The sequence below is a fragment of the Lysobacter enzymogenes genome (assembly GCF_023617245.1).
GTDB lineage: Bacteria > Pseudomonadota > Gammaproteobacteria > Xanthomonadales > Xanthomonadaceae > Lysobacter > Lysobacter yananisis.
Genome location: NZ_CP067396.1, coordinates 936,469 through 957,547, shown reverse-complemented (window position 1 = coordinate 957,547; position 21,079 = coordinate 936,469). Strand labels below are relative to the sequence as shown.

The window sequence follows — 21,079 nt, the reverse complement described above, 5'->3', positions numbered from 1 at the left end:
GCTTTGGACTGCGGCCGATTGGAACCACTTGCCTGGAAGCAGTCAGCCATTCGGACCGGACCGGATCAGTTCCAGCGGCTTACCGAACACATCGCGCGCGATCGTGGTCGATACGCCGGCCGGCGCTTCGATCAGTACCGGGCTGCCGAAATCGGGTTCGTCGAAGACCTGGAAACGCTCGTTGGTCGCGTAACCGCGTGGGTTGGTGGTGCGGCGCTGAAAGCCGGACAGGTATTCGATCGAGGTGGTCAGCACGCCCAGCTCGGAGTCCTGCTCGCTGGCGATCGGCCGGTCCAGGGTGTCGTAGCGCGTGCGCACGCCGGGCAGCGCGGCGCCGATGTCGGCGATATCGCGCAGCGGATAGGATTGGAACACCAGCCGGCCGAGGCCGTCGTAGCGCTTGACCACCTGGCTCAGGGTGCCAGCACGGTCGGCCACGTCGTAGGTTTCTTCCAGCACCGGACGCCAATAGGCATCGAAGAACACCCGGTCGCGCTTGTTGCCTTCGCTACGCACCTGGCTCCAGTGGCCCGCCGGCAGGCCGAACGCGGCCGCGCTGCTGGCGTTGAAATCGCTCGACATCGGGTTCCACGCAACGGTATCGCCGCTGGGGTAGGTGATACCGGCCAAGCGCCCCATCGCGTCGTAGCGATAACCGGAGCTGTAGCCGTTCTCGTCTGTGGTCGAGGCGATCAAGCCAGCGTTGTCGACGCTGGCCGACTCGCCCGTGCTGTCGGCGTAGCCGATGGCCTGCGGAATGCCGCGCTTCCATTGCGACAAGACCGTGGCCTGCCCCTTGCCGTCCTTGACGCTCGCCACGGTGCCGTCGGCGTTATAGGTCAGTTCCTGCTGCAGCCGGCCGAACGCGTAGACCTTGGCCGGCAAGGCGCTGGCGGCGTGATAGTCCACCTGCGACACGACCAAGCCCGTGTTCTGGTTGATCTGGCGCTTGCCCTGGCTCAGCACCCAGCGCGCGGTGTCGTCGTAGTACTCGTTCAGGTCGGTGCGGCTGAAGCCCAGCGAACTGGACCGAGTGGTCTGGGTCGGGCGCGCGAACGCATCCACGGTGGCGACCTGGCGATCGAAGTTCACCCCATCCTGCGACACCGTGCGGCCGATCTCCGGGCGCCGATACTCGGAACCGAAACCGTCGCCGCGCGGTTGCTGGGTGCTGCCGAGCGGCGCCGCGAACTGCTGGCCGGGCAGCGCCCAGGCGTAGCGGAACGTCTCCGTGCGCGCGATCGCGCTAGCGTTGCTGCCGCGCTCGATCTTCAGCAGCTTGCCCTCGTTGTAGCGGTAGCTGTTGCCGAAGGTGTAGCGGGTCCAGCTCGACTCCGGACCCTGCATGATCGTGGTCGAGGTGCCGGCGCAGGTGTCGGACGTGCATCGCGGTTGGCCACAGTCGCCGCTGGTGCAGACCGGGCCGGTACCGGGCGCGAACGATATCTGCGCCCCGTAGGTATAGTTCCACTCCGCTGCCGTCACGCCGGGCCCCGACAGTTGCTTCTTCTTGAGTGCGAAGCCGTCGTACGCCAGCGCGTAGTAGGCGACGTCGTCGTTGGGGTTGTTGTTGGGCGTGCTGTAGTTGCTGCACACCATCGGGACGTTGGAGCGCCCCATGCGCTGCACGCCGACCGTGAACACGCCGCGCGCGCCGGCGGGGTGGGTGATAGTCGCGCTCAGATCATCCGGACCGACGACGATGCCGGGATCGCCACAGCTGCGGACGAGCTCTTCCGGGCGGGTCGATTGCTCATAGAGAATCGTGGCATTGGCCAGGGCTGCCATGTCCAGGGTCCAGCGCGAGCCGTCTGGCAGGACCACGGCCGACAGGCTTGTACTAACGCCACCGGGCTGGCTGTACTCGTAGATCCAGCTGCGCGCGCCCTCGTTGACCTTAGCGATATGGCCGGCGGCGTTGTACTCCAAGGTCAGCGCGCGGCCGTCGCTGGCATCGATCCGGGTCAGGCGGACCGGCGCGGTCGCGGCGTTGGTGTAGGTGTAGCTGACCCAGTTGCCGAAGCGATCCTCGACGCGCGAGGCGTACAGAGACACCTGGCGCCGGCCCAGGTAGGTGACATTGCCGCTGGCGCTGCTGCCGCCGGCCGTGGTCTTTTCCAGCGTCGGTTCGAGCAACTGCGCCTGCCAGTCGAACCAGTACCTGGTGCCGTCCGAGGTCAGGGCCAGGAAGCCCTCGCCGCCTGCGTTCTTTTGATTCGGCAGGCAGGAAAAAAACGTCAGGTCCGCGGTCAACCAAGGATACGGACCGCCCGCGGACGGCGTCGCCGGCACCGTACCGTTGGCGACCATCATGTCCTGCGAGCCGCGCCCGGGCAGGATCATGCGATTGCCCTGCCAATACTCGTGCGGATAGAAGAACGCGGGTTGTTGGATCAACGGCGGCTGGCCGTTGCCCTGGTGCGTGCACGCACTGCCCCAACCGGAGCCGGCGGCGAACACGCCGGTCAGGCGCGGCAACTCGATGTCCCAATCGGCGAAGGCCAGTTCGTTCGGCCCGTAACCCTTGCGATTGCCGACCGAAAAAGAGCGCGACACCGCAACGCCGAGGCCGCCTTGATTGCCGGGAACGCTGACATCGGTCGCCGAGAAACTCAGCGCGCCGCTGGCCAGATCGACCGAATCGCCGAACAGGTCCGCGGTCAGCGCGATGACCTTGCCGCGTCCCTGGATGAGTTTGTCGTACTCTTCCCACGGGGCCTTGTTGCCCTGGCCCCATGCGAGCGTGGGCCACAAAGCCACGCAAATCGCACAGTGCAGCCATCGAGGGGAAGCGTTTGCAACCCGGCGCTTCGGGGTGTTCAGGTGTTCAGTCATCGCTCATCCATGTCGGCCAACCGGCCGTGCCACCAATCATTGGCAGCGCATCCCGCGGAGATTAGTCTCGCCAAAAGCGATCTCACCTTGCGATATAGCGTCTGTCTAGCTCAACGTCTGCATGAGCTTGCTGAACCACTACAGGGCAGACGTGCCGTGCTGAAGTCAACGGCTGCGCCAGCCTACTCACAGAGCGAACCAGTTTCTGTAGGAAAACTCTGATTTTGGAGCTGCCTGAATTTCGTGGGCACTCGCCACTTATCCGAGCTGATAGCTGGGGTGATATCCGTTCCCTCGCATATCGCTCAAGCACAAGCCAAGCAGGCCTGCAATCGGACTGCTTGGTTGCCAATCTGTGGTGGTCTAGGGGCTGCGCTTGACCCTGGCCTCTATCCAGGGCTATGGCTGGGCATCAAAGACGGAAGACATCGCGGGCTGGCGGGAACTGATCTGGCATGGCTAGTCGGGCAGCGGCCAGGGACGAGACATCTCCGGGGTCGAGGAGTTCGACGACCTGCCTGCGCGCAAGACAATTATCCAGTGCGCAAACCGCGACACGCTGACGTTGGCGAAGGCCCGCGCCGATATGGAAAAGGCTGTCGCAATTGCCGGAGGCAGACCGGATACCTTCAAGTTCGTCTGCCGCGGCGCCGTCTCCGACGCTAGCCGAACACGGATCGCCGACGCCGCTGCGGCGCTCGGCATCGAGCATGTGACGACATGGTCCAGCATCGAGTTTGAGGAGAACCTGCGCTTGCGCGGCGAGTACCTCTTGCATCGCTCCGTTCGGGGCGTCGAAGGGCCGCCAATAACGCGGAGCTGCCGGTGACCCGAATGACAAAGGCACCCGTCCGATCACGCTCAACAATCTCCACACCCCTCTGTGCGAGTTGCTCGGTGGCCCTATCCGCTATCCCGGCGAGTACATCGGCTAGCCAGTATGTTGGCACGCCACCAACAGACAGGACGTCTATGACAGTCCGCCTGAACGCCGTCGAGCGACCGAACAGGGCACGCAGCCTTGGCAAGGCGCGCGGGTCATTGGTCACGGATTGAGCCTCCCCCCACGCGCTCCTCGAAACCGTCCTGCGCTGCCGACCCAAGCGTCTGAACCACGATGCCCGCTTGGGCCATCCGTTCGATTGCGTCCAGGTCCGCGGCACCTACGACCAAACCACTGCCGCCATCGCCCTCTATGGCTCCGGTATGAGCCTCACGCTCGATCGCAATCAGTTCCGCTTCCTGCATCGGATAGGTTTTGATGAAGGAGCGCATACCCTGGTCCATCTAGCGTGTTGGAACGACGGAAAGGTCAGTACGTCCAGATTTATCTGATGAATCATGTTCAACAACGCAACATGGCCATCTTGGCCGACGCACCGACCTTTTCGGCCCCGAGGGCCCTTCTCGGTTAAGACTCGAATGCCTTCTTGGCATAGTCAGGCAGGTTCTTACTTTCGCGCATCGCTTTGCCGAAGGCCGGATCGTCGACCGCCGTCATCGGCTCCAGGGTCATGGGCCTTGCCGGAAATTGCTCATCCGTCATCAACATCATGCTCAGGGGTTGAGCGTTCATTTCATCTTCGATGACCCAGTCGGCCGCACCGCCGAGTTAACCTGCCAGGAAAAGTTCCTTCTTCCCTGCTTTTTCGAACTCGGGCAGCTTCGACAATCCAAACCGGATGTGCTCAATGGCATCAGCCAGTGTCATCCCGCCAGCGCCGCTTGGCCCTGCCTCTGCCAGGTCAATCACGTACGGCTTGCCACCGATACTGATCTGCTCCGCCGACAGCGGGCTGTAGGTGACCAGCCCATCGACCTCAGCCAAACGTACCCGACCATCGATAACCACGGCTCGGATAGCTGTCTCTTTGGCCTCCAGCAGACGCGCATACGGCTCATCGCCCGCGCCTTCCAGGACAAGCAAGTCAGCCCACTTCCCCGCCTCGATGCTCCCCAAGTAGGGATCCCATCCCACCATGGTGGCAGGGACAATCGTGACGCCTGCGACAATGTCCTCATCGCTGAGCACGTCGTCCATGTGCTGACTCGCAGCTCGTCTCAACAGCGATCTGAGGCGAGCCGTACGCGATTGCACATCTGCGTCAACATCGTGTTTGAACTTGACCTCGACCAGATGTAGTTGGCCCTTAGCAAGCACCACATAGTCGGGCACATGGTTGCGCCGAGCGCCGCACTCGAAATAGCACAAAGTCACAGCTTGTTCCGCGAACGCACTTATCGCACCGCCCAATCGAACCCCTCTCTCTCATGCGCGCTCATTTGGGCATAGACGCGAGGCCGCAGGATTCAGTCAGGAGGCATACGCCGACTCAATAAGCATGCACCGGACCTATTACAGCGCCATCGAACGAGGCAAAAAAACATGCAGTTGGATACCCTTGAGAAGATCTGCAAGGGGTTGAACGTCTCGTTGTGGGAAATTCTGAAAGATGCGGAGTGCACGACTTGACACATCAAGCATCGGCCCCCTTGCGCTACCTGCTTTACATGCACGCCTGAGATCAGCGACGCAGCGCAGTCCAATGCCGTGCCAGCCAGGGCGCTCCCGCAGAGAAGGCTCAGGGCATCCCTATCCGCTCATAAAATCAAGACGTCAAGGCAAAGAAAAAGGGCTCCGAAGAGCCCTTCTTTGTTGCCTTTGTCCCCAGGACTGAACGCCCATCACTTCTCAGTGGACGACGCTCTCCCAGTAGCACTTTTTGGGTTAATCAAGTAGCAACTTATGGGTGCCCAGATTGCAGCTTATGGGTTCCCCCACAAGGGCCAAGCCAAGCCGATCAACCGCCCCGCCTCACCCGCACTTCGAATACCCGCAATTCAAACACGTCGCGCAGCCGTCCATGATCACCACCGCCTTGGTGCTGCACTTATGGCACATGGTCGCGCTGGGCGGGAAGCTGGCGCCGTCGCCGGTGACGGTCACGTCTTCGTTGCGCGGGGCGACTACGGTGATCGAGGCGCCGGCGTCAGCGTTTTTTTTTGAGCGCTCTTCGTACGCGCGACGCTTCTCGGCGATCAGTTCGCGGTGGGAGTCGCTCATTTCCGGGTCGTGGATCATGCCGATCGACTTGAGGTGGTCTTCGACGATCGCGCCGAGCTCGGCCACCAGCGAGGGCATGTACACGCCGCCGGCCTTGAAGTAGCCGCCGCGCGGGTCGAACACGGCCTTCATCTCGTCGACCAGGAAGGTCACGTCGCCGCCCTTGCGGAACACCGCCGACATGATGCGCGTGAGCGCCACGATCCACTGGAAGTGGTCCATGTTCTTGGAGTTGATGAAGATCTCGAACGGACGCCGCGATTCGTGTTCGGTGCCGGCGTTGAGCACGATGTCGTTGATGGTCACGTACAGCGCGTGCTCGAACAGCGGCGATTTGATCTTGTAGGTCGAGCCGATCAGGATCTCGGGGCGCTCGATGCGTTCGTGCATCTGGATCACGTCGGCGGTCGGCAGTTCTTCCGCCTTCACGGATGCGACGCTGGCCGCGGCCGCTTTCGCCGCTTCCTTGGCCTTGTCTTCCGGCGTGACCACGCTGTAGCCCTTGATTTTCTTTTCGATCTTGACGGCCATCGGCCCGACTCCTGCGTTGCTGCGCTGCTGGTGCTGATTGGGGGAACTTCGTTGCCGGGCGGGAAAGCGCCCTGCCCTCTCCCGCCGTGCGACGGGAGAGGGACTCAGGCCGGCCCGGCGGGGTCGCGCTCGGCGAAGGCGCGCCCGGCCAGGCGCCGGCTCAACGCTTGGCGGCCTTCTTGGCGGCTTTCTTCGTCGGGGCCTTCTTCGCGGCCTTCTTGGCGGCGGCCTTCTTCACCGCTTTCTTGGCCGGGGCCTTCTTGGCGACCGCCTTCTTCGCGGCCTTCTTGGCCGGGCTCTTGGCCGCGACCTTCTTGACCGCCTTCTTCACCGCCTTCTTGGCGGCGGCCTTCTTGGTCGCGACCTTCTTGCCCGCCTTCTTCGCGGTCTTCTTGGCCGCGGCCTTCTTGCCGGTGGCCTTGGCCTTGAGCGCGCTCACTTCCTTCTTGGCCTCGGCGCTGGCCTTGGCCAGTTTCTTCTTGGCGGTGCCGACGGCCTTCTTGGCGGCCTTGCGGGCGCGGGTGGCGGTCTGCTTGACCGAAGCCACCGCTTCCTCGGCGCGCGTGGCGATGGCGCTGCCGAGGTTGCTCGCGGTTTCCTTCACGTTCTCCGCCGCCTGGGTCAGGGTCGCGGTCACTCCGTTACCGTTGCTCATTGGTGCCCTCCTGGTGGGCTTGTCTTGGCGTACGCATGGTCAGGTGCAGCAATCGGGGTGTTGCCGGAGTGATGCTATACCCGCGGCGCGCGAGAAAAACAGAGGGCGCGCGCCGCTTTCGACCGACGGCGCCGGCGCGGCGGCGGACCGTGGTCCGCGTCCGGATTTCCCGCCGCGGGCCGCGGTTTCGCGCGCCGCCGCCTGAACGCGAATGCCCGCCTCGCGCAGGCCGGCCCCGGGCCGGCCGCGCGCGGCGGGCGCGCCGTCAGAACTTGCCGTAATAGCCTTCCTTCAGGGCGTCGAACAGGTTCGCGGCGGTGTGCATCTCGCCGTCGTACTCGATCTGCTCGTTGCCCTTGACCTCCAGCACGCTGCCGTCTTCGAGCTCGAAGCGGTAGGTGGTGTTCTCCAGGTCCGCTTCCTTGACCAGCACGCCCTGGAAGGCGGCCGGGTTGAAGCGGAAGGTGGTGCAGCCCTTCAGACCCTGCTGGTGGGCGTAGCGGTAGATGTCCTTGAACTGCTCGTACGGGTAGTCCGTGGGCACGTTCGCGGTCTTGGAGATCGAGGAGTCCACCCACTTCTGCGCGGCGGCCTGGACGTCGACATGCTCCTTCGGCGAGATGTCGTCGGCGGCGATGAAGTAGTCCGGCAGCTTGGCCTCGGGCTCGTCGCTGAACGGCATCGCCTTGGGGTTGATCAGCTCGCGGTAGGCCAGCAGCTCGAAGGAATAGACGTCGACCTTTTCCTTCGACTTCTTGCCTTCGCGGATCACGTTGCGGCTGTAGTGGTGGGCGAACGACGGCTCGATGCCGTTGGAGGCGTTGTTGGCCAGCGACAGCGAGATGGTGCCGGTCGGCGCGATCGAGCTGTGGTGGGTGAAGCGCGAGCCGACGTCGGCGAGTTCGTCGACCAGCTCCGGCGCCGCCTCGGCCACGCGCTGCATGTAGCGCGAATACTTGGCGTGCAGCACCTTGCCCGGGATGTCCTGGCCGACCTGCCAGCCGTCGCGCTTCATCTCCGGACGCTTGCGCAGCATCTCGGCGGTGACGGCGAAGATCTCGTCCATGATCGGCGCGGGACCCTTCTCCTTCGCCAGCGCCAGGCCCATCTCCCAGCCGGCCACGGCCATTTCGCGGGCGATGCGCTCGGTGAACTCGCACGACTCGGCCGAGCCGTACTTCATCTTCAGCATCGTGACCGTGCTGCCCAGGCCGAGGAAGCCCATGCCGTGGCGGCGCTTGCGCATGATCTCGTTGCGCTGCTGCTCCAGCGGCAGGCCGTTGACCTCGACCACGTTGTCGAGCATGCGGGTGAACACGCGCACGACTTCCTTGTATTCCTCCCAGTCGAACTCGGCCCGGTCGGTGAAGGCGTTGCGCACGAACTTGGTCAGGTTGACCGACCCCAGCAGGCAGGCGCCGTACGGCGGCAACGGCTGCTCGCCGCAGGGGTTGGTGGCGCGGATGGTCTCGCACCACCAGTTGTTGTTCATCTCGTTGACGCGGTCGATCAGGATGAAGCCCGGCTCGGCGTAGTCGTACGTCGAGACCATGATCATGTCCCACAGGTGCCGCGCGCGGATGTGGCCGTAGATCTTGCACGCCACCAGGCCGTCGTCGCGGACGATGTAGTTGCGGTGGGTCGGCCAGTCGCGCCAGACCACGACGTTGGCGTCGTCCAGGTCGAGGTCGCCGCGCTCCTTGATATTGACCGGGAACACCAGCGGCCAGTCGGCGTCGCTGTCGACCGCTTCCATGAAGCCGTCGGTGATCAGCAGCGACAGGTTGAACTGGCGCAGGCGGCCGTCTTCGCGCTTGGCGCGGATGAAGTCCTTCACGTCGGGGTGGCTGACGTCGAACGTGCCCATCTGCGCGCCGCGGCGGCCGCCGGCGGAGGACACGGTGAAGCACATCTTGTCGTAGATGTCCATGAAGGACATCGGACCCGAGGTGTAGGCGCCGGCGCCGGCGACGAAGGCGCCGCGCGGCCGCAGGGTCGAGAATTCGTAGCCGATGCCGCAGCCGGCCTTGAGGGTCAGGCCCGCTTCGTGGACCTTGTCCAGGATCCCGTCCATCGAATCTTCGATGGTGCCCGAGACCGTGCAGTTGATCGTCGAGGTGGCCGGCTTGTGCTCCAGCGCGCCGGCGTTGGAGGTGATGCGGCCGGCGGGAATCGCGCCGCGGCGCAGCGCCCAGACGAAGCGCTCGTACCAGTACTGCTGCTTCTCGGCGTTGGGCTCGGCGTCGGCCAGGGCCCGCGCCACGCGCTGGTAGGTGCCGTCGATATCGGCATCGACCGCCTCGCCCGACTTGGTCTTGAGCCGGTACTTCTTGTCCCAGATGTCCTGGGACGCGGGCTGCAGCGCGATTTCCTGCTCTGCCGCCGGGTTCTTGACCGCCTCGAGGCGCACGGTGCTCATGCCTGTTTCGTCTCCTTCAATGGCGGCGGGCCGTTGGGTTGCGCCCGCCGCCGGTGGTTTCTTTGTACGAGGTAACCGGGGATCGTCGTGTTGCGGCGTGCCGGGTCAAGGGCACGGTGTTGCGCTCGCTACGTCGTTGACGCTGGATCGGTGAAGCAGGTCGAACCGGTAATCGGGACGTTCTTTTTGTGTCCCGGGACGTAGCTCCTCACTGACGTGTTGTGTATCGATTCACGTGTGTAGGAGTCGTCGCGGGTTGTCGCATCCGCTCGGGCGGCAGGAGCCCGGGCGGGGTCGTTCGTGGCCCGTCGTCAGCCCCCCGCCGACGACGAAGCCCACGGCGCGTTGGCTTACGCGCCGCGTGCGGCCATTAGTGTCGTTGCGAGGTTCGCGTCCGCTCTCGTCATGAGCATGTCCTGCCTCAAGGAGACGTGAAGACTTTCCCAAGCCGAACCCCTACGCTTGGGCTCCCTCTGCGGGGCCGACCACTACATGTTGTGGCCTCGCAGGGGAGTCACGCTACGCCCGGCGTCTGCGGAAGTCAACGGCTTGTTGATGACTATCACGCTTCGGCTGTCATCGCCGCGACCCGAATCGCAGCTCCGGGGCAGCTGGTCTATAACGCCGCGGCACTCCGCCGGTGCGCCTCGGCACGGATCGGCTTCGCGCATCGCCACAAGGCCCACTTCATCGGTTATTTATTGCCGCTCTCCAACACTGCGGCGCAGCGGGGTGGTCGCCGCCGTGCGGAACACGGCGCGGCCGGCGCGGTCCAAGCCCGGCACGGCGCGCTTGAAGCCGGGCGCCGCCGCCACGATTGCTGAAACACGATTGCTGAGATCGGTCTTCGTCACCGCACCGCCCTTTCTTCCACGCACTTCCGGAACCGCGACACGATGCGTCCCTTGCCGACCCTGTTGACCCTCGCCCTGGCCGCCGCGTTCGGCGGCTTCGCCGCCACCGCCGTGCGCGAAGGCCTGCAAGCGCCGGCGCAGGCCGCGCCGCCGCCGATTCCCTCGATCACCGTGCCGGCCGCGGCCGCGCTGCCGGCCTCGGTCGCCGGCCAGGCGCTGCCGTCGCTGGCGCCGATGCTGCAGCGGGTGACCCCGGCCGTGGTCAGCGTGCACACCAAGCAGACGGTGCGCATCCGCAACCCGTTCGCCAACGATCCGATCTTCCGCCGCATGTTCCCCAACATCCCGCAGGAGCGGATCAACGAGTCGCTGGGCTCGGGCGTGATCGTCGACGCCAAGAACGGCTACGTGCTGACCAACCATCATGTGATCGAGGGCGCCGACGAGGTCTCGGTGACGCTCGCCGACGGGCGCACGGTCAAGGCCGAGTTCCTGGGCTCGGACCCGGACACCGACGTCGCGCTGATGCGGATCCCGGCGCAGAACCTCAGCGCGATCTCGCTGGCCGATTCCGACGGGCTGCGGGTCGGCGACTTCGTGGTCGCGGTCGGCAACCCGTTCGGGATCGGCCAGACGGTCACCTCCGGCATCGTCTCGGCGGTCGGCCGTAGCGGCCTGCGCGGGCTGGGCTACCAGAACTTCATCCAGACCGACGCCTCGATCAACCCGGGCAATTCCGGCGGCGCGCTGGTCAATCTCAACGGCGAGCTGGTCGGCATCAACACCGCCAGCTTCAACCCGCAGGGCAGCATGGCCGGCAACATCGGCCTGGGCTTCGCGATCCCGGTCAACCTGGCGCGCAACATCAAGGACCAGTTGATCGCCAACAACGGCGTCGTGCGCCGCGGCACCCTGGGGCTGGAATCGCAGGACGTGACTCCGCAACTGGCGGCCGCGCTCAAGCTGGCCGAACCGCGCGGCGCGCTGGTCTCGCGCGTGTTCGCCGGCAGCGCGGCGGCGGCGGCGGGGCTGCGCCCGGGCGACGTGATCCTCTCGGCCAACGGCCAGCGGGTCGACGGCCGCGACGCGCTGCGCAACTTCGAGGGCTTGCAGTCGATCGGCAGCAAGATCGCGCTGGAAGTGCGCCGCGACGGCCAGGCGCTGCAGCTCGACGCGAGCCTGCGCGAACAGCCGCGCTCGATGCCCGGCGCCGATCTCGATCCGCGCCTGGCCGGCGCCACCTTCGGCGAGCTGCCCGAGCGCCTGCGCCAATCCGGATTGTCGGGCGTGGTGGTCGAAAGCGTGACCCGCGGCAGCCGCGCGGCGGCCAACGATTTGCGCAAGGACGACATCGTTCTTGCGGCCAGCAGCGGCAACTTCGACGATCTTCCGGGTTTCCGCGCGAGCTTCACGCGCGCTCCGGCACAGTTGATCCTGCGCGTGCAGCGCGGCAACGGCGTCGGCAACCTAGCCATCCGCTAGGGCCGCGGTCCTCGTGACCTTGCACGCGGGCCGTTAACATCGGCCCGCTAAGATCGACCCGCAAGCCCGCCCATCCATTCCAGGCAAGCGCGCCTGGTTCGTGGCAGACATGCAGATCCAGCGCACGCGACCGCCCGTCGGCCGCAGCGCGCGTCACCCGTTCATCGCCGTCGAGGGCAGCCACATCGCCCGGTCTCGTCACGGCCCGCCGAACCCGGGACCCGTTCCGCGGTTCATTCCCGCAGCACTACGGAGCAACACGGAGGAAACACCATGACCCCCACCTCGACCGACAACGTCAAGAGCAACCTCGGCCAGGCCGGCGGCCACCTCAAGCAGGCCGCCGTCGATGCCGGCGACGCCATCCGCAGCGCGGCCGGCGTGGCCGGCGAAGAGCTCAAGCTCGGCAAGGCCAACGTCAAGTCCGATCTCGCCGACAGCGCGCTGGCCGGCATCGCCGCGGCCGAGCACGCCGGCGGCGCCGCGCGCGAGCAGGTCGATGCGCTGATGGACAAGGGCCGCGACCTGATCGAAAGCGCCGCCGAGCTGGTGCGCGAGCGTCCGCTGGCGTCGTTCGGCGTGGCCTTCGCCGCCGGCTTCATCATCGCCAAGCTCGCCCGCAGCGGCGACAAGTGAGCGCAGGCGACGCGCCCCACGGCGAGCAGGCGCGCGCCGCGGGTCCCGATGGCGGCGAGCCCCGGCAGGGGCCGCTGCCGATCGACGAGGCGGTGCGCGAGATCGGCGAGGCGGGCCGCGAGGGCCTGTCCGCCGCGCTCGACACCGGCCGCGCGCTGCGCGGCCTGCTGATCGCCGATCTCGCCCTGGCCCGCAGCGCGCTGGGACGGGCGCTGATGTGGGTGGCGGTGGCGATCGTGTTCGGCGCGTCCACCTGGTTGTTGCTGATGGCGGCGCTGATCGCGCTGCTGCAGGGCGCGTTGGGTTGGTCGTGGCTGGCCTCGATGTCGGCCGCGGCCGGCCTGAGCCTGGTGGTCACCGCGATCGGCGGCTGGCAGGCACTGCGTTATTTCGAACACACCCGGCTCTCGGCGACGCGGCGGCAGTTGCGGCGGATGGGGCTGGGCCACGACGACGACGATGACGACGACCGGGGCACCGGCGCGCGTCGGCAGGAGGCGCGATGAGCCGGTTCGATCGTCTGCAGCGGCGCGTGGACAAGCGCGAGCGGCTGCTCGAAGGCCGCTATGAGCAAGTGCAGGAACGCAAGCAGGTGCTGCAGCGTTCTTGGCGCGAGGCGTGGACGCCGGGTCGGATCGTGATCGCCGGCTTGGTGTCGGGCTTCTTCATGGGCCGCGCCGAGCCGGTCAAGATCGCGGTCAAGAGCGGCAATCTGATGCAGATCGTGAGCCTGTTGTCGGGGCTGTTCGCCGGCGCAGGCGCGCAGGAAGCGGCCGATCAGGCGGGTCAGGCCGCCGGTCAGGCGGGGCGGGCGGCGCGCGCGGCGGATCAGGCGGCCGATGGCGCGCAGGCGGCTGCGGAGCGCAGCGCGGCTTGATTCGGTGAGCGGATACGTCGGGGCGTGGTCGCGAATTAGGTGGGGGCTTTGGACGTCGTCCGGGGGCAACGCAGGATTTTTCGTGTATCGGCCTCTTAGGCTGGGGGCGAGACTTCGGGCTTCCGGACCTTGGCCCGGGGAAGCTCCCCGCCGGCTAGGGCCTGCGGCAAACGCCTGCGGGGAGCTTCCCCGGGCCAAGGTCCTCCACCGCTATTGAGGTTCCGCTTGTTTGCGGGCCGCACGGTTGCATCAACGCGCACGCCCCATGCGTCCGACACCTCTCGCCCCAACGAAAGCCGCAGCCTCGGGCCTGCCGGAGTCCCTCCCGGGCCTTTGCCGCAGGCCTTGGCCCGGGAGGGACTCCGGCAGGCCCGAGGCCCCGCGTAAGCCCCGGCAAGCCCGACACCACGCGCCCCCCCCCCGAAATCCCGCTGGCGCCTACACACGCAAGAGCGCACAGTTTGCGCCGGCTCACCGCACGCTGCCGCCTTGACCCCGTCCGACTCCGCTCCCAACCCGCCGACCACCGCCGTCCCGCCGCCCGCCAGCGAACCCGCGGCGACACCGCCGCGCCCGCGCGGCCCCGTCTCGCTGTTGGTCCTGGCCACTCTCGCACTCGGCTACACCTTGTGGGCGGCGCAGGAACTGCTGCTGCCGATCCTGCTGGCCGCGTTCTTCGCCCTGGTCGGCAATCCGATCCTGCGCCTGCTCGGCAAGCTGCGCCTGCCGCGGCTGCTGGGCGCGCTGATCGTGATGGTCGGCGGCCTCGCCGTCGCCGGCGCGCTGACCCTGCAGCTGGCCGAACCGGCCGGCGAATGGGTGCGCCAAGTGCCCAAGGAACTCAAGCAGGTCGGCCCCAAGCTGCGGCAGATGACCAAGCCGTTCCAGGACGCCAACCGCGCCGCGCAGAACTTCGCCCGCGCCGCCGGCGGCGAGAACACCGCCAGACCGGTGCAGGTGGTCAAGACCGAACTCGACGATCCCTACCGCGCGCTGACCTCCACCCCGAAACGCCTGGCCCAGGTGCTGGCGGTGGTGCTGCTGACGTTCTTCTTCATGGTGTTCGGCGAGTCGCTGCAGCGCAACGCCATCGCGCTGCTGCCGAGCCAGCAGAAGAAGAAGCTCACCATCGACATCCTGCATTCGATCGAGCGCGAGATCTCGCGCTACGTGCTCACCATCAGCCTGATCAACACCGGCCTGGGCCTGGCCCTGGCCGGCGCGCTGTACGCGCTGGGCACGCCGCTGCAGGAAGCGCTGCTGTGGGGCACGATGGCGGCGCTGCTGAACTTCGCCCCGTTCGTCGGCCCGCTGATCGGGGTCGCGGTGATGCTGGTGATGGGCCTGGTCGCGTTCGACCAACTCGGGCCGTCGCTGTTGCCGGCCGGGCTGTACCTGGGCCTGCACACGATCGAATCGCAGGTGGTCACGCCGCTGGTGCTGGGCCGGCGCATGCGCCTGTCGCCGCTGGTGCTGATGCTGGCGCTGATGTTCTTCGGCTGGCTGTGGGGCATCGTCGGCCTGCTGCTGGCGGTGCCGCTGCTGGTGTGCGTGAAGCTGGTGCTGGCGCGCATCGAAGGCCTGGAAGGCTGGGCGCGGCTGCTGGAATGAGCGGCGCGTGATCCTCGCCACCGACGTGCACTACTTCGACGGCCGCGCGCGCGCGGCCGGGGTGCTGTTCGCCGACTGGGGCGACGCGCTCGCGGCGGCGACGCTGACCGCCGACATCGACGCGGTCGCCGACTACCAGCCCGGCGCGTTCTACCGCCGCGAACTGCCGTGCCTGGCCGCGTTGCTGGCGAAGCTGGACGCGCCGCCGGACTGCATCGTCGTCGACGGCCACGCCTGGCTCGACGGCGCCGGCCGCCCGGGCCTGGGCGCGCACTTGTGGGAGTCGCTGCAGCGCCGGGTCGCGGTGGTCGGCGTGGCCAAGACCCGTTTCGTCGACACCCCGGCCGAAGCCGAAGTGCTGCGCGGCGGCGCGCGGCCGCTGTACGTGACCGCGGCCGGCCTGGAACCGGCGCTGGCGCGCGCGGCGGTGGCGCGCATGGCCGGCGCGCACCGGCTGCCGGACTTACTCAAGCAGGCCGACCGGCTGGCGCGCGGCGGCTGAACGCGGCGATCGCCGCGCACGGCGACGCGCGTCGTCCATCGGCGCGGACGCGGCAGGCTAAAATGGCCGCCATGAGCTTCCCTGTCCGCGCCATCACCCTGGACCTCGACGACACCATCTGGCCGATCGCGCCGGTGATGCTGCGCGCCGAGGCGGTCCTCGACCAATGGCTGCGCACGCATGCGCCGCGCACCGCCGCGCTGTATCCGATCGACGCGGTGCGCGCGCTGCGCGACCGCATCGCCGGCGAGCGCCCGGACCTGGCCCACGACTACACCACCCAGCGCCGCCTGACCCTGCAGCACATGCTGCGCGAGTCCGGCGACGACCTCGCCCTGGCCGAGCCGGCGTTCGACGCCTTCTTCGCCGCGCGCTGCGAAGTCGAGCATTACGCCGACAGCGAGGCCGCGCTGGCGCGGCTGGCCGCGCGGGTGCCGCTGGCGGCGTTGAGCAACGGCAACGCCGACCTCAAGCGGATCGGGCTGATGCCGCTGTTCCGCTTCCAGCTCGGCGCGCGCGAGCACGGCCGGGCCAAGCCCGACGCGAGCATCTTCCACGCCGCCTGCGCGCGGCTGGAGTTCGAGCCGGCGCAGGTGCTGCACGTGGGCGACGACATCGAGATGGACGTCGTCGGCGGCCGCGGCGCCGGCCTGCGCACCTGCTGGATCAACCGCGAGGCGCGCCAGTGGCCCGGCCAGCACCCGCGCCCGGACCTCGAATTCTCCACCCTCACCGAGCTGGCCGACTGGCTGGATCGCACCTCCCTGGACCGCGCCGTCGTCGACGGCGCGTCCCGCACGGACACCACCTGCGCATGAGCGAACCCCTGGGCTTCACCTCTTCCGCCAGCGGCGCCTTGCCGCTGGACCTGGTCGGCCGCGTCGACTTCGCCGCCTGGCGCGACGCGCTGCCGCCGGCCTCCGCCGCCTGGGTGCAGACCCAGGGCTTCGACGGCGCGCCGGGCACCGTGGTGCTGGTGCCCGGTCCCGACGGCGAACTGCTCGGCGCGGCGATCGGCATCGGCGATCCGCTCGATCCGTATTCCTACGGCCACGCGCCGTTCGCGCTGCCGGCGCGCAGCTGGCGCGCGCCGACCGGGCTGGGCCCGGGCGTGCGCGACGCGCTGCGCCTGGGCTGGGGCCTGGGCAGCTATCGCTTCGACCGCTACAAGGCGCCGCCGCGCGCGCCGGCGCAGTTGCTGGCCGAGGGCTTCGACGACGAAGTCTTCGCGGTGCTCGCCGCCAGCGTGCGCGTGCGCGACCTGGTCAACACGCCGACCGAGCACATGGGCCCGGACGAACTGGAGCAGATCGCGCGCGGGATCGCCGAGCGCCACGGCGCCAGGATCGAGGTGATCGCCGGCGACGAGCTGCTGGCGCAGAACTTCCCCGCCATCCACGCCGTCGGCCGCGCCTCGCACCGCGCGCCGCGGCTGATCGCGCTGGACTGGGGCGACGCCGCGCATCCGCACGTGGCCGTGGTCGGCAAGGGCGTGTGCTTCGACACCGGCGGCCTCGACCTCAAGCCGGCCGACGGCATGCGCTGGATGAAGAAGGACATGGGCGGCGCGGCGCACGCGATCGCCCTGGCCGAATTGATCATGGCGCGCAAGCTGCCGCTGCGGATCACCCTGCTGGTGCCGGCGGTGGAGAACGCGGTCGGCCCCAACGCGTTCCGCCCGGGCGAGGTGATCGCCACCCGCCAGGGCACCAGCGTGGAGATCGACAACACCGACGCCGAAGGCCGGGTGGTGCTGTGCGACGCGCTGGCCTATGCCGGCGAGCGCAAGCCGGCGCTGCTGCTCGACTTCGCCACCCTCACCGGCGCGGCGCGGATCGCGCTGGGCCCGGACTTGCCGGCGCTGTATTCCAACCAGGACGCGCTGGCGCAGGACTGGCTCGACGCCGGCACCGCCCAGCGCGACCCGGTCTGGCGCATGCCGCTGTGGCGCCCGTACCTGCGCTACCTCACCAGCCACATCGCCGACATCGCCAACGGCGGCCCGTCGAAGATGGCCGGCTCGGTGACCGCGGCGCTGTACCTGGAGCGCTTCGTGCCCGCCGACCTGGCCTGGGCGCACCTGGACGTGTACAGCTGGAACGACGCCGACCGCCCGGGCCGCCCGGCCGGCGGCGAGGCCCAGGGCCTGCGCGCGGTGTTCGCCATGCTCAAGGCGCGCGCGGCCGGCTGAGGCCGGCGGCGCGGGAGGACGGCGGATGACGTACCCGTCGGTGTGCATGACGTTGGCGCTGGCCGCCGCGGCCGCGCTCGCGGTCGGTTGCGCGGGCGCGAAGACGAAACCGGAGATCGCAGGCATGACCCAGGCGGGCCCGACCGGGCGGATCGATTCGGATCAGGCCGCTTCGCGCCCGCCGCAGCCGGCCTCGGCCGCGCAGGCGCGCGCCGACGCGGCGCTGGCGCGGCCGGCGAACTCGCAACTGGTGCGCTCGCCGCAACCGGTGCCGGCCGACGACCGGCTCAAGGTGTTCCTGGCCGGCAGCATCGACATGGGCGGCACCACCGATTGGCAGGCGCAGCTGGCGCGCGAACTGGCCGACGAAGGCGTGGTGCTGCTCAACCCGCGCCGCGAGGACTGGAACCCGGCGTGGAAGCCGGTGGCCGAGGAACCCGAGTTCCGGCGCCAGGTCGAGTGGGAACTCACCGCCCTGCAACGCGCCGACGTGATCGCGATGTACCTGGCGCCGGGCTCGCAGGCGCCGGTCAGCCTGCTCGAACTGGGCCTGCACGCGGGCTCGGGCAAGGTCCTGCTGGCCTGCCCGGACGGCTTCTGGCGCAAGGGCAACGTCGACATCGTCGCCCAGCGCTACGGCATCCCGAGCTACGACAGCCTGCCGGCGCTGGCGCAGGCGGTGCGCGCGCGGCTGGCGGAACTGCGGCAGGCGCGGGCGCGCTGATCGCGCCCGGTCCGCGCGATGCGGACGCCAGCGGGCTTGCGCCGCGACGCTCCCCGGCCGTCATTCCCGCGAACGCGGGAATCCTGAGACTTCAGCGCCCTGTCTGGATAAAGCCCTGGATGCCCGCCTTCGCTGGCACGACGCCGGCGGGCGGCCCAGCGACGCTCCCCAGCTTTCATCCACGCCAACGCAGGGCGGATCTGGTCACAAAGGCCCGGCGGATTCGCGCCACCCTGCCGGCTCCCAAGCCCGCCTCCCGCCCCGCCACGCTTTGCCGCGTCGGCCGGTGTCCTCTGCGCTCCTCGTACCGCGTTGATTCGTTTCGGTTCCGGGTCGCCCAGGGGACTGGCGCCGGCGCCGTCGTTCATACAAAATGTGATTTGTGGCACATCAATTCAGTGTCATGAATCACTGAAACAGGCTCAGGCCTTGCGCCTGGGCCCAGGGCCGCCAGGCAGCCTCAGCGCCCGAACCTTCGCAGTAAGGCTCGCAACAGGGGAATCCATGAATCGCTCGACCCACTTCGGCCGCAAGGCCGGCGCGCTGCTGTGCGCTCTCGCGCTGGCGTTCGCCGGCCCAGTCCTGGCCAGCGGCGCCAACAGCCAGCGCCAGGCCAACGCCACCGGCGGCGTGCTCACCGACGGCTCCGACGGTCTGCGCGTGATCTGGGGCAGCAACAGCCAGTTCCAGGTGCGCCTCGGCAACGCCGACCAGGTCTACAACGCCGGCGCCACGCCCACCAACGGCAGCCTGTTCAACAGCGTCTACCTGCGGGTGGACCGCGGCAACGGCGCGGTGCGGGTCTACAACAACGCCAACAACGCCGCCCAGGCCGCGTTCGCGCTGTTCAACCAGGTCTCGCAGAGCGCGCTGACCGGCGCCGGCACGCCGGCCTCGCCGTACCAGACCACCACCGTGCTGCGGCCGAGCAACGCGGCCGACACCAACATCACCCTGACCATCGTCGACAGCTACATCGTCCCGCAGGCCTGGTTCACCCGCCGGGTCTCGTTGAGCGGCATGCCCGCCAGCGGCGCGACGATCCGCTTCTACCAGAACGTCGATACCTACCTGCAGGGCGGCGACAACGGCCCGGGCTTCAGCCGCACCAGCCCCGGCAACACCAGCGGCCGGCCCGACCTGGTCGGCGTCGCCAAGGGCACCCAATTCGAAGCGCTGTGGTGGGAGCCCTCGTCGGGCACGCCGAACTGGGACCGCTACTTCAGCGGCAGCTACACCTTTCCGCAATGGCAGATCTGCAACGGCGGCAACACCCAGAGCGGCAGCTGCACCACCGCCGGCGGCAACCTCAGCAACGCCATCGACACCAACGCCAACACCGACAACGGCATGGCGGCGCAGTGGAACATCCCCAGCGGCGCGTCCAGCTTCGTCGCCGAGTACCGCATCACCTTCGCGGTCAGTTCGGTCGACCTGGTCAAGCGCTTCGCCCCGGCCACGATCAACGTCGGCGGCGTGTCGACGCTGACCTTCGATCTGACCAACAAGAGCGTCAACACCACCAACAGCATCCGCTTCACCGACACCCTGCCGGCCAACGTGGTGGTGGCGCCGACCCCGAACGTGCGCACCAACTGCCCGGCCGGCGGCGCCTTGAGCAATACGCTGGGAAGCATGACCGTGACCGCAGCGGCCGGCAGCGGCTCGATCGCGGTCAACAACGCCACCGTCAACGGCGCGACCAGCAACGGCGGCCAGCTCGCCTGCCAGGTCACCGTCGACGTCACCTCCGCCACCGTCGGCGTTTACCACAACACCAACGCCAGCATCGGCAACACCAACAACCTGGTGAACCTGGTCGGCGACGAAGTGCTGACCGTGGTCCAGCCGCAGCTCACCGCCAGCAAGTCGGTGGTCGGCGCGCTCGCCGCCGGCCAGACCGGCGCGGCCGGCGACGGTTACTTCAACATCGGCGTGCAGAACAGCGGCAGCGGCGCGACCAGCGGCGCGATCGCCATCGCCGACACCCTGCCGGCCGGCTTCAGCCTGGTCTCCGCCTCCAGTGCGCAGGGCGCGGTGAACTGCGGCACGTTGCCGGCCACCGGCACGGTCACCTGCAGCTTCACCCCGACCGCGCCGATCGCCGCCGGCGACAGCGCCAGCGTGCGCCTCAACGTCGCCATCGCCGCCACCGCGACCGGCTCGCCGGTCAACCACGTCGGCGTGGCCGGCGGCGGCGATCCCGATCCGCTGCCGGCCTGCCCGTCCGCCGGCAACGCGCAGTGCGCGCAGACGCCGTCGCCGATCGCGGTCAACGTCAGCCTGAGCCTGATCAAGACCGAAGATCCGGTGTCGTCGACCTACACCCCCGGCACCTCCACCGTCTACACCCTGAGCGCCTGCAACGCGACCGGGCCGGCGGTGGCCAACGGCGCCACCCTCAGCGATCCGCTGCCCAACGGCGCGCGCCTGTCCGGCCCCTGGAGCTGCACCGGCACCGGCAACGGCACCTGTCCGTCCGGCGGCGGCGCGGCCGGCGACGCCGCGGTCAACATCGCCGGGCTGGTCTTGCCGGTGGGCGGCTGCATCAATGTGCGCGTGCCGGTGCAGTTCAATCCGAACCCGTCGGCTTACTGAGCCGACGCCGCGCGCCGCAGACGGCCGTCGCCGGGGTTCCCGGCGGCGGCCGTTTTGCGTTGCGCCGGCGCGAAGCCGCGACCGCGCGCCGGCGCCGCCA

21 protein-coding genes are annotated in these 21,079 nt (G+C 68.3%); 12 read left to right on the top strand and 9 right to left on the bottom strand.

What is annotated here, in order from left to right; all coding sequences use genetic code 11:
• Window positions 1-42 precede the first annotated feature (42 nt).
• The 5 genes from JHW41_RS04075 to JHW41_RS04055 all read right to left on the bottom strand — a co-directional run bounded on the left by JHW41_RS04075 (window position 43) and on the right by JHW41_RS04055 (window position 4,933).
• The gene (locus tag JHW41_RS04075) at window positions 43-2,760 is read right to left on the bottom strand and encodes an RHS repeat protein (RefSeq protein WP_250449114.1); all 2,718 of its coding nucleotides are present in this window, start codon (window positions 2,758-2,760) and stop codon (window positions 43-45) included.
• 487 nt (window positions 2,761-3,247) lie between these two features.
• Window positions 3,248-3,613, bottom strand: a complete 366-nt coding sequence (locus JHW41_RS04070; protein WP_250449113.1) for a hypothetical protein — start codon at window positions 3,611-3,613, stop codon at window positions 3,248-3,250.
• A 260-nt stretch (window positions 3,614-3,873) separates the two neighbouring features.
• Window positions 3,874-4,110 (bottom strand): hypothetical protein, encoded by a 237-nt coding sequence (locus JHW41_RS04065; protein WP_250449112.1) that lies wholly within the window; start codon window positions 4,108-4,110, stop codon window positions 3,874-3,876.
• Window positions 4,111-4,246: 136 nt separating this feature from the next.
• The gene (locus JHW41_RS04060) at window positions 4,247-4,411 is read right to left on the bottom strand and encodes a hypothetical protein (protein WP_250449111.1); all 165 of its coding nucleotides are present in this window, start codon (window positions 4,409-4,411) and stop codon (window positions 4,247-4,249) included.
• Between the two features lie 36 nt (window positions 4,412-4,447).
• On the bottom strand, window positions 4,448-4,933 hold the full coding sequence (locus tag JHW41_RS04055) for an amidohydrolase family protein (RefSeq protein WP_284499553.1): 486 nt from the start codon (window positions 4,931-4,933) through the stop codon (window positions 4,448-4,450).
• A 142-nt stretch (window positions 4,934-5,075) separates the two neighbouring features.
• On the opposite strand from JHW41_RS04055, the gene JHW41_RS26335 reads away from it, so the two are divergent.
• A complete protein-coding gene (locus JHW41_RS26335) occupies window positions 5,076-5,261 on the top strand; it encodes a helix-turn-helix transcriptional regulator (RefSeq protein WP_428995624.1) in 186 nt (61 codons plus the stop codon).
• A complete protein-coding gene (locus JHW41_RS04045; protein ID WP_428995623.1) occupies window positions 5,222-5,308 on the top strand; it encodes a hypothetical protein in 87 nt (28 codons plus the stop codon). Before JHW41_RS26335 ends, JHW41_RS04045 begins: the two co-directional genes overlap by 40 nt.
• A 342-nt stretch (window positions 5,309-5,650) precedes the next feature.
• On the opposite strand, the gene JHW41_RS04040 is transcribed toward JHW41_RS04045, so the two are convergent.
• The 4 genes from JHW41_RS04040 to JHW41_RS04025 all read right to left on the bottom strand — a co-directional run bounded on the left by JHW41_RS04040 (window position 5,651) and on the right by JHW41_RS04025 (window position 10,358).
• Window positions 5,651-6,430: an NrdJb gene (locus JHW41_RS04040; RefSeq protein ID WP_250449109.1), complete on the bottom strand. Its 780-nt coding sequence runs from the start codon at window positions 6,428-6,430 to the stop codon at window positions 5,651-5,653.
• A gap of 160 nt (window positions 6,431-6,590) precedes the next feature.
• Entirely contained in the window at window positions 6,591-7,085 is a 495-nt protein-coding gene (locus tag JHW41_RS04035; protein WP_250449108.1) for a hypothetical protein, read from the bottom strand.
• Window positions 7,086-7,350: 265 nt separating this feature from the next.
• The gene (locus JHW41_RS04030; protein ID WP_250449107.1) at window positions 7,351-9,504 is read right to left on the bottom strand and encodes an adenosylcobalamin-dependent ribonucleoside-diphosphate reductase; all 2,154 of its coding nucleotides are present in this window, start codon (window positions 9,502-9,504) and stop codon (window positions 7,351-7,353) included.
• Between the two features lie 698 nt (window positions 9,505-10,202).
• Entirely contained in the window at window positions 10,203-10,358 is a 156-nt protein-coding gene (locus tag JHW41_RS04025; protein WP_250449106.1) for a hypothetical protein, read from the bottom strand.
• Between the two features lie 42 nt (window positions 10,359-10,400).
• Here JHW41_RS04025 and JHW41_RS04020 point away from each other — a divergent pair, with 42 nt between their 5' ends.
• The 10 genes from JHW41_RS04020 (at window position 10,401) to JHW41_RS03975 (ending at window position 20,979) form a co-directional block, all read left to right on the top strand.
• Complete coding sequence (locus JHW41_RS04020; RefSeq protein ID WP_057949065.1) at window positions 10,401-11,840, top strand: Do family serine endopeptidase; 1,440 nt, start codon at window positions 10,401-10,403, stop codon at window positions 11,838-11,840.
• Between the two features lie 273 nt (window positions 11,841-12,113).
• Window positions 12,114-12,476: a hypothetical protein gene (locus JHW41_RS04015; RefSeq protein WP_057949066.1), complete on the top strand. Its 363-nt coding sequence runs from the start codon at window positions 12,114-12,116 to the stop codon at window positions 12,474-12,476.
• A complete protein-coding gene (locus tag JHW41_RS04010; RefSeq protein WP_231736219.1) occupies window positions 12,473-12,982 on the top strand; it encodes a phage holin family protein in 510 nt (169 codons plus the stop codon). The genes JHW41_RS04015 and JHW41_RS04010 overlap by 4 nt, the downstream gene beginning before the upstream one ends.
• A complete protein-coding gene (locus JHW41_RS04005) occupies window positions 12,979-13,353 on the top strand; it encodes a hypothetical protein (RefSeq protein ID WP_057949067.1) in 375 nt (124 codons plus the stop codon). Before JHW41_RS04010 ends, JHW41_RS04005 begins: the two co-directional genes overlap by 4 nt.
• 489 nt (window positions 13,354-13,842) lie before the next feature.
• The gene (locus JHW41_RS04000; RefSeq protein ID WP_057949068.1) at window positions 13,843-14,964 is read left to right on the top strand and encodes an AI-2E family transporter; all 1,122 of its coding nucleotides are present in this window, start codon (window positions 13,843-13,845) and stop codon (window positions 14,962-14,964) included.
• A gap of 7 nt (window positions 14,965-14,971) precedes the next feature.
• Complete coding sequence (locus JHW41_RS03995; protein ID WP_250449105.1) at window positions 14,972-15,466, top strand: endonuclease V; 495 nt, start codon at window positions 14,972-14,974, stop codon at window positions 15,464-15,466.
• 71 nt (window positions 15,467-15,537) lie between these two features.
• Window positions 15,538-16,284: an HAD family hydrolase gene (locus JHW41_RS03990; protein WP_057950286.1), complete on the top strand. Its 747-nt coding sequence runs from the start codon at window positions 15,538-15,540 to the stop codon at window positions 16,282-16,284.
• Window positions 16,281-17,657 (top strand): leucyl aminopeptidase family protein, encoded by a 1,377-nt coding sequence (locus JHW41_RS03985; RefSeq protein ID WP_250449104.1) that lies wholly within the window; start codon window positions 16,281-16,283, stop codon window positions 17,655-17,657. The genes JHW41_RS03990 and JHW41_RS03985 overlap by 4 nt, the downstream gene beginning before the upstream one ends.
• Before the next feature lie 25 nt (window positions 17,658-17,682).
• Window positions 17,683-18,381 carry a nucleoside 2-deoxyribosyltransferase domain-containing protein gene (locus tag JHW41_RS03980; RefSeq protein ID WP_250449103.1) on the top strand — a complete coding sequence of 233 codons (699 nt, stop codon included), beginning with the start codon at window positions 17,683-17,685 and terminating at the stop codon, window positions 18,379-18,381.
• Window positions 18,382-18,885: 504 nt separating this feature from the next.
• The gene (locus JHW41_RS03975; RefSeq protein ID WP_250449102.1) at window positions 18,886-20,979 is read left to right on the top strand and encodes a hypothetical protein; all 2,094 of its coding nucleotides are present in this window, start codon (window positions 18,886-18,888) and stop codon (window positions 20,977-20,979) included.
• The last annotated feature ends 100 nt before the right edge of the window (window positions 20,980-21,079 follow it).